Origin of the sequence: Propionispira raffinosivorans DSM 20765 (assembly GCF_000381065.1) — a bacterium.
Taxonomy (GTDB): domain Bacteria; phylum Bacillota; class Negativicutes; order Selenomonadales; family Selenomonadaceae; genus Propionispira; species Propionispira raffinosivorans.
Window position 1 is genome coordinate 74,720 of sequence record NZ_KB905851.1, and the last position, 17,149, is coordinate 91,868.

Consider the following 17,149-nt stretch of genomic DNA (forward strand, 5'->3'; position numbering starts at 1 on the left):
CACTCCTATAAATTTTTTGTATTATGGTTAAATTATATCATATTTAAGGCGAAATGGCAGTTTATTGGATGTTCAATTACGGTACACATACCGATTATTTCTAGCGTAAATAAACCATGTATGTTCTGACTGTAAAAATCATTGCATGTTTATTTTCGTATGAAATTTTAGTTTCTTTTAATGAGTATGTGAATAAAAATACATATAGAATGAATAAGATGAAGCGAATATGAACTATGAAAATATTTAGAAAATTATGCAATAAAGTATTATAAATAAAGGAAAAGTATGGTTAAATAAGTTCAAAAAATCACAATATAAGTTCATAAAATAACTTACGTAATTATGCATGTTATGACTAGTTATGCATGGAAATTAATGCTATAATACATTTGAATGAAGCGCTTACATAATTAAAATTTATTTTTCAAAGTTACTTAAAGGGATATAAAGAATGTTGAATTTTAAAGAATAGAGGCGGAAATGATGTCAGAGAGAGAAATTGAGTATGACCCAACTGGTTTTACATTAAAAGAAGCAATCAGTGAAGCAAAGCGCTGTTTGAATTGTGTAAAACCAGCTTGCCGCAAAGGCTGCCCAATCGAAAATGAAATCCCGGCGTTTATTAGAGAATTAGCGACGGGGAACCTGGGACAAGCTAGTGCAGTTATCGCAAGACGCAGCAATCTCCCCGCTGTTTGCGGACGTGTTTGCCCAAGGGAAAGACAATGTGAAGGTGCCTGCGTATTGACAGAACAAGGCAAGGGTATTAAAATCGGCAAGCTGGAACGTTTTATTGCCGATATGGATGGCGAACTTGAAATAACACCACTGCCAAAGCTTTGGGATGAAAAAGGGCGTGTTGCGGTGATTGGGTCCGGCCCGGCGGGACTCACTGTGGCGGGAGATTTAGCCAAAGATGGTTTTAGAGTGCGGGTATTTGATGCTCAGGCAGAACCAGGTGGGGTTTTAATGTATGGAATTCCAGCTTTTCGTTTGCCCAAAGATGTTGTGCGACGGGAAATTCATAAAATAGAAAAATTAGGAGTTCAGTTCAAAACCAATATAATGATTGGTGAAGCACTGACCTTAGATGATATATTTAAAGAAGGTTTTGATGCAATTTTTATTGGGACAGGCAATGCAATGGCTAAAACACTTAATATTGAGGGACAGCATTTAACAGGCGTTTTGCAGGCGACCTATCTTTTACAAATGGTGTCACTGGCAAATCAAGGCAGTGTTGACAAAGATGAAATACCTGTGCAGGAAGGTGACCATGTTGTAATCATTGGGGCTGGTAATACGGCTATGGACGCAGCTAGAACTGCGAAACGACAGCATGCTGCTACGGTTACGGTAGTTTGCCGTGATGCAGAAGGGAAAATGGCAGCACTGCCATCGGAAATACAAGTTGCTAAAGATGAAGGCGTAAACTTTATTCCGTTGCGGAATCCTTGTCAGCTTATGGGAGATACTTGTGTTACCGGGGTTGAGTGTGAAATCCGTGCGATTAAGGTTCCTGGTGAAAAACCGGAAGGCACTGGCGTTAAGGAAATCATTCCGGCAAACAAAGTAATTATTGCAATCGGTCAAAAGCCGGCTCGGCGTATTATAGGAACGACGAAGGGCATCGAAGTGGACCCGGGTGGTTGTGTAGTCACCCAGGATCGTCCTTATGGAATGACAACACGCCGCGGTGTATTTTCCGGCGGCGATGTGGCTCATGGTGCGGCAACGGTCGTTATCGCGATGAAAGATGCCAAGAAAGTTGCGATGGGGATTGAACAGTATGTTGAAGCGAAAAAATTAATGGAAGAATGCGGTCTTCGCATGAAAGATTAAACATAAAAAACGAAGCTGTGATCGATTGATCGCAGCTTCGTTTTTTATAGAGCTTGTTGGTAAGTTAGCATAGTGCTGAACTCACCTTTTTTACGGAGCAGTTCATGATAACTTCCCTGTTCAATAACCTGACCATCTTTTAATACCAGTATTCGATCCATTGAGGCAAGACCGCGCAGGTCATGTGTAATCAAAAGCATGGTACGGTTATCGAGCGTTTGAATAATCGTATCCATAATATGATGGGCTGTAATGGAATCGAGGCTGGCTGTTGGTTCATCAAGCAGCAAAATCGGTGCTGGCTGACAAAGAGCGCGGGCTATTGCCAGACGTTGGCGCTGCCCGCCCGAAAGCTGATTACCGTCTTCACCAATATCCGTATGGATACCATTTTGTAAAGATAAAATAAAATCATGCAGCTGGGCTTTTTGCAGTGCAGTCAGAATTTCTGCTTCCGTGCAGTCAGGATATAAAATTCGGAAGTTATCGGCAATGGTTCCCTGGAAAATATATGTATTTTGTGTGATAGCACGAAATGCTTGACGGACAGTTTCTCCAGTCATGGCATCATAAGGAACGTTATTTAAATAGAGCATACCAAAATTTTGCTCCCACAGCCGTAAAAGTAGATTAAATAGAGTACTTTTGCCACTGCCACTGGCGCCAACAATGGCGATTTTTTCACCTGCGGCAATGGAAAATGAAAGATTTTTGAAAACGGGGGCGTCAGGTTTATAGAAAAAATCAAGTTTGTCAATCAGCAGTGCTTTATTGCCTTGACAGTTCGGATGGGTCTTTGCCGTGGGATGTAAGGCAATATCAAGCTGGCTGATTTTAAATAGATTTTTTGCTGCATCCAAACCGGTCAAACAATAGTGCCATACCGAAGGCAGGGGCAGGACTGCTTCAAAAGAACTCTGGACGGCAAGGGTGAAGACAGCCAAATGAATGCCGCTGATTTGATTTGAGCGCACTAAAGGAATTAAGCAGGCTAAGATAGCAAGTAAAGTCCAATTGGCGATGAGATCGGCACCTGCATCGGCTAAAGCGGTGGTGCGAAAAACTTTGCGTTCTTGGGTGGTGATTTTGTTTGCAATCCTTTGACTGATGGCAAATTTTTTCTCATCATAATGGAAAACTTTTATGTCATTTAAGCCATGAATTATATCAATACATTCACTTTTATAAATACCTTTTGCTTCTCTTAAATAAGTGCTTCCTGAACGATTGAAATGATAAGCAAGGTAAGGGAGCCCCAGGCCTATCATAATAAAGGCCATAATGAGCCAGATCGCGGCTGTCGGACTATAGAAAAAAAGTATACCTGAGATTGTTGCCAGAGTTAATACAGCGGTAAGCGGTGGTGACAGCACTCGTAGATAAAAGTCTTTTAATACGTCGATTTCTTCAATGAGCAGGCCAAAAAGTTCGCCACTTTTATAACCGACAAGTTTTGCGGGGGCAATTTTCTCTAAACACGCATAACAAAAGATACGTAAGTTTGTTAAAATACGAAATGTGGCATCATGCGAAATATAGCGCTCAGCGTAGCGTAACACAGCTCGTGAGATACCAAAAAAGCGTACCGCGACAATTGCAATCGATAATTCATAAATCATCGGATGTAAGGCCGCTCGGGCAATTAGATAAGCCGCGGATGCCATGAGTCCGATTGAAGTAAGCATACAGAGCCAGGCAGCCAATAAAGCAAGCAGCATAGTCGGTAATGCCGGTGCAAAAAGCTTCAACAATGTTATACATGTTTTCATAGGTTCCTCCGATCGGCAGCTGTCATAGTGAAATAGCGACCACCTTTTTGCAGTAATTCGGCGTGGGTACCGATTTCCACAAGTCGACCCTTTTCGATGACAAGGATTTTGTCGGCATTTTTTACAGAGTCTAAGCGATGGGCAATTGTAAGTACAGTTTTTTTATACGTTAGATCTGCAACGGACTGGGCGATGATTTTTTCTGTTTTTGTATCAAGTCCAGTGGTCATTTCATCAAGTAAGATGAGCGGGGCATCTTGAAGAAAAGCCCGGGCAATTGCGATGCGGCGCATCTGTCCGCCGCTGAGTGGCTGTCCGCCATCACCAAGCTTGGTTTGATAAGTCTCTGGCAAAGTTAGAATGAATTCATGGATAGCTGCCGCTTTAGCTGCCGCTATGACATCATTTTCGTCAGCTACCGTGTTTCCAAGAACGATGTTATCGAAGACCGATGCACTAAAAATATGCGGCATTTGTGGAACATAAGCGATGCGGCTGCGCCAATATACTGGATCAATGGAACAAAGCGAAAGATCATTAATTTTGATTTCACCCTTCTGTGGTTGTACCAATTGGAGCAGCAACTGGAAAATAGTTGATTTTCCCGCACCGCTGCCGCCAACAATGGCGATATGTTTTCCGGCTTCAATCAAAAAGGTGAGACCGCGCAGGGCAATTTCGCGTTCTTGTTGATAACGAAATGAGATATCTTCGAATTGAATCGAAAAAGGAACGGTAGTTTTTTCGATTCGCTGTAGGTTTGTGTGGGGAATATTCAGTGGCTTTTTTAAAATCCGATAGATCTGATCCGCCGCCGTAGTTGCTGTCATCGCTGCATGGAAAGCAGCTCCGCTTTGCCTGAGAGGTTGATAAAATTCTGGTGCAAGCAGCAATACTAAAAAAGCAGTTTCAAATGCCAGATTCCCCTGCAATAAGCGCAGACCAATGCCAATGGCGATCAGGGCAATGCTTAGTGTTGAGATTAATTCCAAAACAAAAGAGGATAAAAAAGCCAAACGGAGAACTTTGAGGGTAGCATCACGAAAATCGTTGCTCAAACGAGTGACTTCTTTGATTTGATTTATACTTTGATTAAAAATCTTTAGGGTAGTAAGTCCTTCTAACAATTCAAGAAAATGGATGCTTAAGGTGGAAAGTGTTTTCCATTGTTTGGCATTCGCATTGCCGGCCAAGCGACCGATTAACATCATAAATAAAGGAATAAGCGGTGCTGTCAGGCAAAAAAGTAAAGCGGAAATCCAATCCATCGGTAAAACCGCTACTAAAATGAGCGGTGGGATTATGCCTACTGTAATGACTTGTGGTAAAAACTTTGTGAAATAATCATCAAGTCCTTCAATTCCATTCGTGAATAATGTAACTAAACCTCCGGTTTTTTCCTGTGACATTTCTCCGGGACCGGCTGTTACGATATGATTAAGCAGGCGATTTCGCAGCTTTTGCTGGATAGATAAGGATATGTCGTGTGCAGTCAGCTGATTTTGCCAACGGACGAAGGCTTTGGCAAACATAAGGAAAAGCAGCATCGCAAAAAACGGTGCTGCTTCCTTCAAATTCATGTCTGCGAGAAAAACTCCGTTGATGATCTTCATGAGTGCATACGCAATGCTGATTGTGCAAACAGCATTTGTGATACTAAGCATAAAGAGCAGAACAAATTTCTTTTTATAGGGTTTTATTTCTTTAATTAAATGTTTATTAAGCATAAATTAATACTCCAAATGTTTCCCAGAAACGCGCTTGCGGAAAATCCAATACGTCCAGCCTTGATAAATCAATACGATAGGGACAAGTACAAGTGCGGCTACTGTCATGATACCTAAAGTATACTGTGAAGATGACGCATTGTAAATAGTTAAGCTCCAATCCGGATTGAGGCTCGATACCATGAGTCTTGGAAAAAGACCTGCAAAGAAAGCAAGCGTTGTAAAAACAATGGCCAAAGAACTTAACACAAAGGCCGGTACATATTTTTCAGTAAAAACGCAGCCGTAACTGGCAAGAAAAACAATGGCTGCTGCACATAGTGAAATAGCAGCGAGCGTGCTGGAAAATAGACTTGTATTTGTATAAGTTAAAATCATACAAAGGACAAATACCAAAGCTGCTGGTATTCCTACTTTTTGTGCCATTTGGCGAAGCGCAGCTATCGTTTTGGCTGATTCAACACGAAGCATCAAAAATACAGCTCCATGGAAGGTGAAGACCAATACGAAAGTCAAGCCGCCGACGATTGTATAAGGTGTTAACAAATCAAAAAAAGTGCCAGTATAAATCATTTTTTCATTAATTGCCAAACCTTGGATCAAATTGGTTACGGCAACACCCCACAGTAATGCGGGAACAGCACTGCCGAAAAATATCATCCAATCCCAAAAGCTGCGCCAGCTTTTGTTTTCATGTTTGCTGCGAAATTCAAATGATACACCACGCATGATAAGCGCCAGCAGCATCAAAAATAATGCCAAATAAAAGGTACTGAACATTGTTGCATATACATGAGGGAATGCGGCAAATAATGCACCGCCAGCTGTGATCATCCAAACTTCGTTACCATCCCAGACTGGACCGATTGTGTTGATGATGATACGGCGTTCCTGATCTGTTTTTGCGATAAATGGTAATAGGATTCCAACACCGTAGTCAAAGCCTTCCAAAAAGAAAAAGCCGATGAATAAAACAGTGATTAAAACAAACCAAATAATAGTGAGATCCATTATGCAGCACTCCTTTCTTTAGGAACTTCAGGACCTTTTTTTATAAACTTCAAAATGATATAAATTGTGACAATGGCCAAAGCAAAATATACAACAGTGAAGCCAATCAAAGAAATCCAAACTTCAGTCGGAGTGATATTCTGCGATACGGCATTGGCTACTTTTTGTAAACCGACAACCATCCAGGGCTGTCGCCCGCCTTCTGTGATATACCAGCCGGTTGAATTCGAGATAAACGGCAGTGGAAGTATGACGATTAATGCTTTTAGTAATACAGGGTAGGCTTCAATTTTATTTTTAAAAGCTAAAAGTCCGCCCACTAGAACTAAACCAGTCATGATGAGACCTGCTAAAATCATGATTCTGAAACTCCAGAACAGACCCGTGATGTCCGGTATGTAATTGCCGGGCCCATATTGCTTTTCAGCAGCGGCCTGCAGAGGTTTGATCCCTTTTATTTCTCCTTTTGGTTCATTATAGACCAAGAAAGAAAGTACATTTGGTATTTCGATATTCGATGAATTTGTCTGTGTTTTTGTGTTGACGTCAGCATAGACAGTAAATGGTGCAGGGTCTTGCGTTTCCCATAATGCTTCTACAGATGCCAGCTTCATAGGTTGTGCTTTACCAATATATTGTGCTTGCAAATGACCGGTTCCCATAACTGCGACTAAACCAAGCAAGGAATAGATGATGCCGGCTTTTAAAGAAATACGAAACGTTTCAAGATGCTTTTGTTTGAGCAATTGATACGCACTCACAGAAACAATGAGTATTCCACTGGTTACAATACCAGAAGATATGGTATGGCTAAGTTGACCAAAAACATACGAATTTGTAAGTAATGCTAGAAAATCTGTCATTTCAGCGCGTCCGTTATTGATAATAAAACCAACAGGATGCTGCATAAATGAATTTGCTACTAAGATCCAATAAGAAGATAAACTACTGGCAAAAGCAACGAGCCAGATTGTTAAACAATGGATTTTTTTTGGCAGCTTATCCCAGCTAAAAATCCATACTCCTAAAAAGATCGATTCAAGAAAAAATGCACTGAGTGCTTCGAGAGCTAGTGGGGCACCAAAAATATCACCCATAAATCGCGAATATTCCGACCAATTCATGCCGAAATGAAATTCTTGAACAATCCCGGTAACAACACCCATAGCGAAGGTTACAAGAAAAATTTTACCCCAGAAATGGGTAAGTTCGAGGCAGCGTTGATTGTCTGTCTTCACATAACAAGTTTCTAAAAGTGCAATGAAAATCGTGAGTCCCAACGTTAATGGGATGAATAAAAAATGATAGATTGTTGTGATTGCAAACTGCCAACGTGATAAGGTTACTACATCCATACAATTCACTCCTTTGAAGATATTAGACTTGCATATAATAATTATAGAGCACTCTATTAGGAAATACAATAAAAATTATCTATAAATATGGATTATTGAAAAGGCTGTAAAAAAATAGCACATTTTCTATGAATTATTTCAAAGAAAATGTGCTATAGCTAAATTAAGATTTTGGATTAACCTTGGATACCGACTACGTCATAGCCTTCTTCTTCAATCGCTGCTTTAATAGAGGCATCGTCAGCACTGCCTTCAATTAGAGCATATTTACCAGAGAGATTTATTTCTTTTACTTCGGTTACACCAGCAAGTTTTGTCAATGCATCTTTTACATGAGCGGTACAATGCGCACAGCTCATGCCTTCGATTAAAATCTTTTTCATGGAACAGACCACCTTTTTTATTATTTTATTTATAATATGGATTTATTATGCGTGAAAATTACGGAGCCTTAAAGCATTTGCTAAAACGGATACGGAGCTTAAACTCATTGCGGCTGCAGCGATCATGGGGTTTAAGAGAGGCCCGCCAAATACATGGAGTATACCCATAGCTACGGGTATACCGAGTATGTTATAAGCAAAAGCCCAAAAGAGATTTTCCTTGATGTTTTTCATTGTAGCTTGGCTGAGCTTGATGGCTGTAGCAACATCCATCAGGTCACTATGCATCAAAATGATATTGGCACTTTCAATTGCAACATCCGTTCCGGAACCGATCGCAATACCTATATCTGCTTGGACGAGTGCTGGAGCATCATTGATGCCATCACCGACCATAGCGACTTTTTGACCAAGAGCCTGTAAATTTTTGACGGTATTGGCTTTATCTGCAGGCAAGACATCCGCAAACACGGTGTCAATGCCAACTTGGCGGGCAATTGCTTCCGCGGTTTTTTTGTTATCGCCAGTGATCATTGCCGTTTTAATATGCATCGAATGCAGTTTTTCAATCGCCGCTTTACTCGTTGGCTTTATGACATCAGCAACAGCAATGAGCCCTTTAAATTCATTGTCGATCGCAATATACATGGGTGTTTTTCCGTTATCGGCTAAAGTCTCAGCCGTTTTTATTACGTCTTCGGGAATGGTGATCTTTTTTTCATACAGCCAGGGCTGATTGCCGAGGAGTATATAGTGTTTATCAATTGTTGCTTCAATTCCATAACCGGGAATCGTTTTAAAAGCAGATAGTTTTTTGAGCGTGAGGTCCTGACTTTTGGCATATTGGACAATTGCCATGCCCAGAGGGTGTTCCGACCCTTGTTCAGCACTAGCCGCAAAGGTTAAAAGAAAATCTTCAGTCATGCCGATTGGCTGAATGTCTGTGACGGTTGGTGTGCCGCTGGTAATGGTTCCGGTTTTATCAAAAACAATCGTTTGAATGGCATGAGCTGTTTCGAGTGCTTCTCCGCTTTTTATCAAAACTCCATTTTCGGCACCCTTTCCCGTACCAACCATAATAGCGGTTGGGGTTGCTAATCCTAAAGCACAGGGACAGGCAATCACTAAAACGGCAATAAAAATAGTCAGGGCAAAAATTGTAGATTCACCAGCTAACAGCCAGGCACTTGCCGCGATTAGTGCTAAAATCATAACAATGGGAACAAAATAAGCTGAAATAGTATCCGCGAGTTTAGCAATAGGCGCTTTTGAGCCTTGAGCGTCTTCAACAAGTTTGAGGATACGTGCCACAGCGGTGTCTTTCCCAACTTTTGTGGCACGATATTTGATGAAGCCTGTTTTGTTGATGCTGGCACCGATTACGGTGTCTCCAATATTTTTTGCTGCAGGAATACTTTCCCCAGTCAACATGGATTCATCGATAGCCGCGCTGCCTTCAATGATTTCACCATCGACAGGCAGTTTCTCACCGGATCGTACAATCACGATATCCCCGACTTTTACTTCATCGATAGAAATGGTTTTTTCGCTGGTACTTTGAAAAATAACAGCCGTTTTTGGAACAAGCTTCATTAAGGACTGCATTGCTAGCGAGGTTTTACCTTTCGATACGGCTTCAAGATATTTGCCAAACGTAATCAGCGTCAAAATAGTACCAGCCGATTCAAAGTAGAGGTGCATGACATATTCGACCTCACCTTGCAGGATTTTTAAGATTCCAAAGCAGCCATAGCCGATTGCTGCCAATGTGCTGACAGCTATGAGTGAGTCCATATTGGGATTCAGTGAAACCATGTTTTTTAGACCAATTGTATAATATTTATAGCCGAGGGCCATGATCGGTAGAGTTAGAAGCAGCTGCAAAAAAGCAAACGGTACGGGAGAAATCATGGGATTAATGCTTTCGGGCAAGGGGAGACCCAGCATATGGCCCATTGAAACGAATAAAAGCGGTATGACAAATATAATAGAAAAAAGCAGCCGCTGTCGAATCGGTTTTACTTTATCTATGGTTTTCCCCTGTGCATCTTCAAGATTAATCAGTTTATAGCCAGCTGCCGCAACAATGGTTTTGATAGAATTTGTCTGGACAAGATTTTCATCGAGTGTGATCGTTAATGTTTCAGCCGCAAAATTTACGACGGACGATTGTACGCCATCAAGTTTTTTTGTAACGCGTTCTACGCGGTTGGCACAAGCTGAACAAGTCATACCTTCCACTTTAAAGGCTTTAATTTTCATACAGACTCCTTCTTTCTTTATTTTGCAAGTAATTTTTCCAGAATGCGATTCAGTTCTTCAATTTTTTCATCCGGATTATTTGCCATACAGGCTTCTTTTACACAATGCCGCAGATGACCTTGCAAAATGGCTAGTTCAGCCTTTCTTAATAAAGACTGGGCAGCTAATACCTGATTTGCTACATCGATACAATAGCGGTCATCTTGGATCATTTTTATGATACCGTCGACTTGACCGCGAACGGTTTTTAAATATTGTAGTGCAGTCGTTCGTTCTTCACTCATCATATACCTCCCCCCCAGGGATGGGGTGCTCTATTTGATATTGATTATCACATTTTATATTATTTTTGTCAAGTATTACAAAAATAATATAAAATTTTATGGTTTTTTGTCTGTGCTTTCGTTAAATTGCTTGCGGCATGGCAAAAAAATTGCTAATATTTATATCTATATAATATAATTTTAAATAGATATAAATATTAATGGGTGATGAATGTGCTAAAGACATTAAAGGTAGATGCTTATGCAAAAATCAATTTAACACTTGATATTTTAAGCAAGCGTCCAGATGGTTATCATGATGTTTCGATGGTGATGCAATCGATCGGTTTATGTGATCGAATTAAGTTTAGCGAAGAACCAAAAGGCAGCGGGATTACTTTGGTGACCAATGTGCCTGGGCTGCCTTGCGGCGAACGTAATTTAGCCTATCGAGCTGCCAAATTAATGATGGATACGTATCATATTGAGCAGGGTATCCATATGAATCTTACGAAGCGGATACCAATTGCGGCAGGGTTAGCTGGCGGCAGCAGTAATGCTGCTGCCGTGATTTTGGCAATGAATGAAATGTTTTGTCTTGAACTTTCACGTGAGGAACTTTGTTCTGTGGGTGAAAAAATTGGTTCCGATATTCCTTTTTGCCTTTGTGGTGGAACAATGCTGGCAGAGGGACGTGGTGAAAAACTCACCCGCCTGCCCGTTATGCCGCAATGCTATGTGATTTTGGCAAAACCACCGGTTAAAGTTTCAACGGCCTGGGCCTATCAAAATTATCAAAAGGAACAAGTTAAAGAGCATCCAAAGACAGATGAAATCCTGTCTTGCCTTGCTGAAAAAAATCTTGTCGGAATTGGCAAATTATTGTGTAATGTGCTCGAAAGTGTTACTATTAATAGGTATAAAGAGATAGATATGCTTAAAAAGCTGATGCTGAAGCATGGCGCGATGGCGAGCCTTATGTCTGGCAGTGGTCCGACGGTATTTGGACTCACTGAAGACGCCAAAACAGCAGAGCATATTGCGGAACAATTGAGAAAACTCACGAATGCAAGAATATTTGTTACCAAAACAGTTTGTGGAAATTGAGGGATTAACGATGGAGAAAAGATTAGCACCAATTAGATTAGATAGTTATCAGCCATTACGCGAAGTCGTTTGTGAAACGCTGCGTGAGGCGATTCGAAAAGGGGTGCTGAAGCCTGGAGAGCGTTTAATGGAAATTCAGCTGGCTGAAGAATTAGGTGTTAGCCGTACTCCGGTTCGTGAAGCAATCCGCAAATTAGAACTGGAAGGTTATGTAATCATGATGCCCCGTCGCGGTACATATGTAGCAAATCTTTCAATTCGCGATGTCAATGAAGTTTTTGAAATCAGAACATCTTTGGATTCTCTTGCCAGTGGTCTTGCAGCTGAACGAATTACAGAAGAAGAACTTGAACAGTTACAGCGACTGCTCGTCTTAATTGGTGAATATATTGAACAAAATGATATGGAAAAGATTGTTGAGACGGATACAGAGTTTCATGATGTTTTATATCAGGCAAGCCGGAACATGCGTCTGGTTGGCATAATATTTAATCTGCGTGAACAATTGACCCGTTTTCGAGCTACATCAATGGCCTATCCGGGACGGTTAAAAGAAACATTGGAAGAACACCGCCGATTGGTTGAAGCGATTGCGCAGGGGGACGTTCTTGAAGCACAAAATGCAGCTGAAGATCATATGGAAAAATCAGAACATACGCTCCTGATTAGTATGGAAGCGATGAAAACAAAGAATAAAAAATAGGTTTAGGGAGCATAGGTACGCGTGCCTATGCTTTTTTATGCTTATTTGATAAACACGTAGAGAAATCAGGGCATAAATTCTTAAATGGGGCTTGCCAAATGGCAAAATAATTTTTACAATAGTAAAGTGACTTAATTTGCAATAAAAGCAAACGATCTTTATTTAAGGAGCAGCACGCAGCGTTTGTTTTTATCTTACATAAAACGAACAGAACACAAGTATACATAGTACACGAACGAGATAAAATATGTATGGTTATTGAATCGTTCAAAAATGGGGCTCTAGTGGTTGGGAGATTTAAGCTAACATAGAGTCTTTCGTGTTTTGGACCATGTATTTTTTGATTGGACATAAGAAGTGGAGGAATAAAAATATATGACAGAATTGTTGACGGTTGTTTTGGCTGCCGGTAAAGGGACCCGGATGCAGTCGACTTTACCAAAAGTCTTGCACCAAGTTGGCGGCAAGGCGATGTTACAGCAAGTATTAGATGCGGCAAATGATGCTGGTTCAAAAAGAAATGTCGTGGTTGTTGGGTTTGGTGGTGAAACAGTAAAAACAGCAATTGGGACACAAGCAGAATTTGTTGTGCAGACTGAGCAGCTAGGGACTGGACATGCTGTTGCACAAGCAGCAGATTTGCTCAAAAACATCGATGGTACAGTAATGGTGTTATGTGGAGATACACCGCTATTGACAGGAAACTTGCTGAAAAAATTATATGACGAACACAAAAAAGCGGGTGCGAAAGCCACGGTTCTTACAGCAATTATGCCAGATGCAAATGGTTATGGTCGCATCATTCGTACAAAAGCTGGTGCTGTAGAAAAAATTGTTGAACAAAAAGATGCAGCACCGCAGGAACTTCTTGTTAGAGAAGTTAACTCCGGAATTTATTGTTTCGAATGCAAAGTTTTATTTAAGGCGTTAGAAAATTTAAATTGTGATAATGCGCAAGGTGAATATTATCTAACCGATGTTTTAGAAATTTTAAATAAATCTGGCGAAAAAGTGTGGGCTGTGACAGCCGATAATTATGAGGAGACGCTGGGGATTAATTCAAGGGTGCAGCTCGCAGGCGCTGAAAAAATAATTCGTCAGCGCAAAAACATTGAGCTTATGAATCAAGGTGTTACAATTTTGGATCCCGACAGTACGTTTATTGATAAGAATGTGCAGATCGGAAAAGATACAATTATTTATCCATTTACCTGGCTTGAAGGAGAGACTGTGGTTGGCGAGCATTGTGAAATTGGTCCAAACAGCCGTTTTACAAATACCAAAATCGGCAGTTTTGTAACCGCTCATTTTTCGTATGGTCACGATTGTGAACTTGAAGATGAAGTTATCGTAGGACCGTATGTCCATCTTCGTCCGCAAACAAAAATCATGAAAAAAGTAAAAATCGGCAATTTTGTCGAAGTTAAAAATTCTACCGTCGGTGAAGGCAGTAAGCTGCCACATTTGAGTTATATCGGCGATGCGGATATTGGGTCAGGTGTCAATATGGGCTGCGGGACAATCACCGTTAATTATGATGGTAAGAAAAAGTTCCGTACGGTAGTTGGCAATGATGCTTTTGTCGGTTGTAATTCCAATCTTGTCGCTCCTGTATCAGTAGGCGATGGCGCTTATGTTGGTGCAGGGTCCACCATTACAAAAGATGTTCCACCGGCGGCTTTGGCAATTGCCAGACAGCGTCAGCGCAATATTGAAGGCTGGAGCGATAAGCGCAGTTAAGGATGCAAATCGGTCTGCTTAGCAGACTGTTGTATTTATATATTTTATGGTTTGAATAAATTATAATTAAAGAGTATGATTTGGAGGATTTAAACAAAATGACGCTAGACACTGAGAATTTATGCATTCTTACAGGTAATGCCAATCCGAAACTTGCCAAGGATGTTGCAGCGCATATCGGCGTGGAATTATGCAATGCTTATGTTGGCCATTTTAATAATGGTGAAACACAGGTGATGATTGACGAAAGTGTACGCGGTAAGGATGTATTCATCATTCAGCCTACATGCCAGCCAGTCAATGACAGCTTAATGGAACTTTTAATCATGGTAGATGCATGCAAACGTGCTTCCGCAAATAATATTACAGCGGTAGTGCCTTATTATGCATATGCTCGCCAGGATCGTAAAACACGTGGACGTGAACCTATTTCCGCGAAGCTTGTGGCAAATTTAATGGCAACTGCCGGTGTAAATCGAGTTATTACAGTAGATTTACATGCAGGACAAATTCAAGGCTTTTTTGATATTCCGGTTGATCATCTTGCAGCGGTACCGGTTCTTGCCGATTACCTCAGCAAAAAAGAATTACAGGATGTCGTTGTTGTTTCTCCAGATTTAGGCGGTGTAACCCGTGCTAGAAAGCTAGCTGACCGCTTACAGGCACCAATTGCTATCATTGAAAAACGTCGCCCAAAACCGGGCTGTGCGGAAGTAATGAACCTCATTGGTGATGTAAAAGGTAAAACGGCAGTTATGATCGATGATATTGTCGATACGGCTGGTTCTTTATGCGAAGCAGCAAAAGCACTTTCTAATATGGGAGTGAAATCCGTATATGCCTGCTGCACACATGCCATTTTAAGTGATCCGGCTGTTCAAAGGATCGAAGATTCTACGATTGAACAGTTGATTATTACCAATAGTATTCCATTACCGAAAGATAAAGAATCGAAAAAAATTGTTACTTTATCCATTGCTGATGCTTTAGGAGATGCTATTGTCCGCATTTTTACTCGTCAGTCGGTGAGCCAATTATTCGACAAATAATGCATAGAGATATTGTCTAGGGGGACGCATCCTTTGTCCGAGAAAGTTTCTCAGACGAAAGATGCGTCCTTTTTATTGTTTTATTTAAAAACATTTGCTTTTCAGGAAATTTACATGAAAATGTAAATTGACTATGATATAATAAAAAACGTTGTTTATTGTAATGTGGTGAAAGAAATTTAGCAGGAGGATTTTTTGTGGACTTAAGTATAATTGAACTTATAAAGACAGTCATTCTGGGGATTGTCGAAGGTCTTACCGAATGGCTGCCGATCAGCAGTACGGGACATATGATTCTGGTCAATGAGTTTATGAAACTCAATGTAGAAACTAAATTCATGGATATGTTTCTTGTTGTGATTCAGTTGGGAGCCATTTTAGCGGTTGTAGTGCTCAATTTTGAAAAACTCAATCCATTTTCTTCGCGTAAGTCTCGGCTTGAAAAGAGCCAGACTTTTTCTTTATGGTATAAAGTTATTTTTGCTTGTATCCCAGCGGCTGTGATTGGGCTTGCATTTAATAAATATATGGAAGAACATTTTATGAATGCACAGGTTGTTGCCTTTACTTTGATTTTATACGGTATTTTATTTATTGTAGTTGAAAATTATAATCAAAACAGACGACCACAGATCAACGATCTTGTGGCGCTGGATTACAAAACAGCCGTTATTATCGGTATGTTTCAAGTATTGTCACTTGTTCCGGGGACTTCGCGTTCTGGTGCTACTATACTAGGTGCCATTATTTTTGGTACTTCGCGGTATGTTGCGGCGGAATTTACTTTCTTTCTCGCAATTCCGATTATGTTTGGTGCCAGCTTTTTGAAACTTGTTAAATTTGGCTGGAATTATACGGCTTCGGAAGTCTTGATTTTGGTAATTGGTATGATCGTAGCATTTTTTGTGTCGATTTTGTCAATTAAATTCTTGATGCGTTATATCAAAAATAATGACTTCAAAATTTTTGGCTGGTATCGCATCATCTTAGGTCTGTGCGTGGTGGTATATTTCTATTTTGTAAAATAAAAAATGTTCAGATAGAGGGAAAGTGAAAAGTTGCAGCGGACTTTTCACTTTCCCTTTTTTATCTATTAATGTTTTTGTGGTACAATATAGAGTAAAAGCACCAAGAAAGAAGGAATGCGTTTTGCTAGGGCAAAAATTATTCGTGATCGTATTTTTGCAGATAGTTTTTTTACTGAATATGAACTCTTTGGTCAGTGCGGCTGGCAGTGATTTGCTGGCTGGGGATGAAACCCTAATCGACCAGGCAGCAGCGGATGTTACGGGTGATGCTGTGACCGATCAGATTCTATTATATGGAAAAGCACAAGGCAATGGCGGCGGATTTTCAAATATAAATGTGCTTGTTCAAGATGGGGCAAATCCAAATTCGGTTTATAAAACGGCTTTGTCTGGTGTAAACGGAGAAACTGGTCGGGTTTTTGTTTGCGATTTAACCGGTGATGCGGTGAATGATGTTTTATTTGCAGTGAATGATGCAACGACGGGGATTCGCTGTTTTGGCAGTGAATTCAAAAATCATCAGGCCCAAATTTTATTTACTTCAGAAGAAAAGACTGTAAAAAGCGGGGAACTTATATTGACTGGTGATAACAATGGACAAACACTGAATGTTCGTTCAGGAACTAAAATCCAATTGCGGTTGAACGAAAATCCGAGTACGGGTTATGTTTGGCAGTGGAATGAATTCGATCAAAATCATTTGCAATTATTAGATCAGCAGATGCTTGTGCCGGATAATTCACCAGCTATGGTTGGTAAACCGGGGCTGCGGGTGTTTACGCTTTTGGCACAGAACAGTGGTGATATAACAATTGATTTATCTAATTTTCCGATGTGGAAAACACAGGCCGAAGCGGCTGATAATTTTAAAGTGACGATTCATATCATTTAATCATCACATAGTTGG

At 40.5% G+C, this 17,149-nt stretch carries 14 protein-coding genes; 7 read left to right on the plus strand and 7 right to left on the minus strand.

Annotated elements, in window-relative coordinates:
• Window positions 1-483 precede the first annotated feature (483 nt).
• Window positions 484-1,845, plus strand: a complete 1,362-nt coding sequence (locus tag F606_RS0111285; RefSeq protein WP_026329359.1) for an NAD(P)-dependent oxidoreductase — start codon at window positions 484-486, stop codon at window positions 1,843-1,845.
• 44 nt (window positions 1,846-1,889) lie between these two features.
• On the opposite strand, the gene cydC is transcribed toward F606_RS0111285, so the two are convergent.
• The 7 genes from cydC to F606_RS0111320 all read right to left on the minus strand — a co-directional run bounded on the left by cydC (window position 1,890) and on the right by F606_RS0111320 (window position 10,639).
• Complete coding sequence (gene cydC, locus F606_RS21030) at window positions 1,890-3,614, minus strand: thiol reductant ABC exporter subunit CydC (RefSeq protein WP_019553998.1); 1,725 nt, start codon at window positions 3,612-3,614, stop codon at window positions 1,890-1,892.
• Window positions 3,611-5,341: a thiol reductant ABC exporter subunit CydD gene (cydD, locus tag F606_RS0111295; protein ID WP_019553999.1), complete on the minus strand. Its 1,731-nt coding sequence runs from the start codon at window positions 5,339-5,341 to the stop codon at window positions 3,611-3,613. The genes cydC and cydD overlap by 4 nt, the downstream gene beginning before the upstream one ends.
• 3 nt (window positions 5,342-5,344) lie before the next feature.
• Window positions 5,345-6,352, minus strand: a complete 1,008-nt coding sequence (gene cydB / locus F606_RS0111300) for a cytochrome d ubiquinol oxidase subunit II (protein ID WP_019554000.1) — start codon at window positions 6,350-6,352, stop codon at window positions 5,345-5,347.
• On the minus strand, window positions 6,352-7,707 hold the full coding sequence (locus tag F606_RS0111305) for a cytochrome ubiquinol oxidase subunit I (protein ID WP_019554001.1): 1,356 nt from the start codon (window positions 7,705-7,707) through the stop codon (window positions 6,352-6,354). Before F606_RS0111305 ends, cydB begins: the two co-directional genes overlap by 1 nt.
• A gap of 176 nt (window positions 7,708-7,883) precedes the next feature.
• On the minus strand, window positions 7,884-8,090 hold the full coding sequence (locus F606_RS0111310; RefSeq protein WP_019554002.1) for a heavy-metal-associated domain-containing protein: 207 nt from the start codon (window positions 8,088-8,090) through the stop codon (window positions 7,884-7,886).
• A 45-nt stretch (window positions 8,091-8,135) separates the two neighbouring features.
• Window positions 8,136-10,352: a heavy metal translocating P-type ATPase gene (locus F606_RS21035; RefSeq protein WP_019554003.1), complete on the minus strand. Its 2,217-nt coding sequence runs from the start codon at window positions 10,350-10,352 to the stop codon at window positions 8,136-8,138.
• A 17-nt stretch (window positions 10,353-10,369) separates the two neighbouring features.
• Window positions 10,370-10,639 carry a metal-sensing transcriptional repressor gene (locus F606_RS0111320; protein WP_211210067.1) on the minus strand — a complete coding sequence of 90 codons (270 nt, stop codon included), beginning with the start codon at window positions 10,637-10,639 and terminating at the stop codon, window positions 10,370-10,372.
• A gap of 204 nt (window positions 10,640-10,843) precedes the next feature.
• Between F606_RS0111320 and ispE the strand changes: the two genes are divergently transcribed.
• The 6 genes from ispE (at window position 10,844) to F606_RS0111355 (ending at window position 17,134) form a co-directional block, all read left to right on the plus strand.
• Window positions 10,844-11,722 carry a 4-(cytidine 5'-diphospho)-2-C-methyl-D-erythritol kinase gene (gene ispE, locus F606_RS0111325; protein WP_051083345.1) on the plus strand — a complete coding sequence of 293 codons (879 nt, stop codon included), beginning with the start codon at window positions 10,844-10,846 and terminating at the stop codon, window positions 11,720-11,722.
• Between the two features lie 10 nt (window positions 11,723-11,732).
• A complete protein-coding gene (locus tag F606_RS0111330; RefSeq protein ID WP_026329360.1) occupies window positions 11,733-12,425 on the plus strand; it encodes a GntR family transcriptional regulator in 693 nt (230 codons plus the stop codon).
• 375 nt (window positions 12,426-12,800) lie between these two features.
• Window positions 12,801-14,165 (plus strand): bifunctional UDP-N-acetylglucosamine diphosphorylase/glucosamine-1-phosphate N-acetyltransferase GlmU, encoded by a 1,365-nt coding sequence (glmU, locus tag F606_RS0111335; RefSeq protein ID WP_019554007.1) that lies wholly within the window; start codon window positions 12,801-12,803, stop codon window positions 14,163-14,165.
• Between the two features lie 98 nt (window positions 14,166-14,263).
• On the plus strand, window positions 14,264-15,214 hold the full coding sequence (locus tag F606_RS0111340; RefSeq protein WP_019554008.1) for a ribose-phosphate diphosphokinase: 951 nt from the start codon (window positions 14,264-14,266) through the stop codon (window positions 15,212-15,214).
• A gap of 197 nt (window positions 15,215-15,411) precedes the next feature.
• Window positions 15,412-16,242, plus strand: a complete 831-nt coding sequence (locus F606_RS0111350; protein WP_019554010.1) for an undecaprenyl-diphosphate phosphatase — start codon at window positions 15,412-15,414, stop codon at window positions 16,240-16,242.
• A 178-nt stretch (window positions 16,243-16,420) separates the two neighbouring features.
• Complete coding sequence (locus F606_RS0111355; protein ID WP_211210068.1) at window positions 16,421-17,134, plus strand: protease inhibitor I42 family protein; 714 nt, start codon at window positions 16,421-16,423, stop codon at window positions 17,132-17,134.
• The last annotated feature ends 15 nt before the right edge of the window (window positions 17,135-17,149 follow it).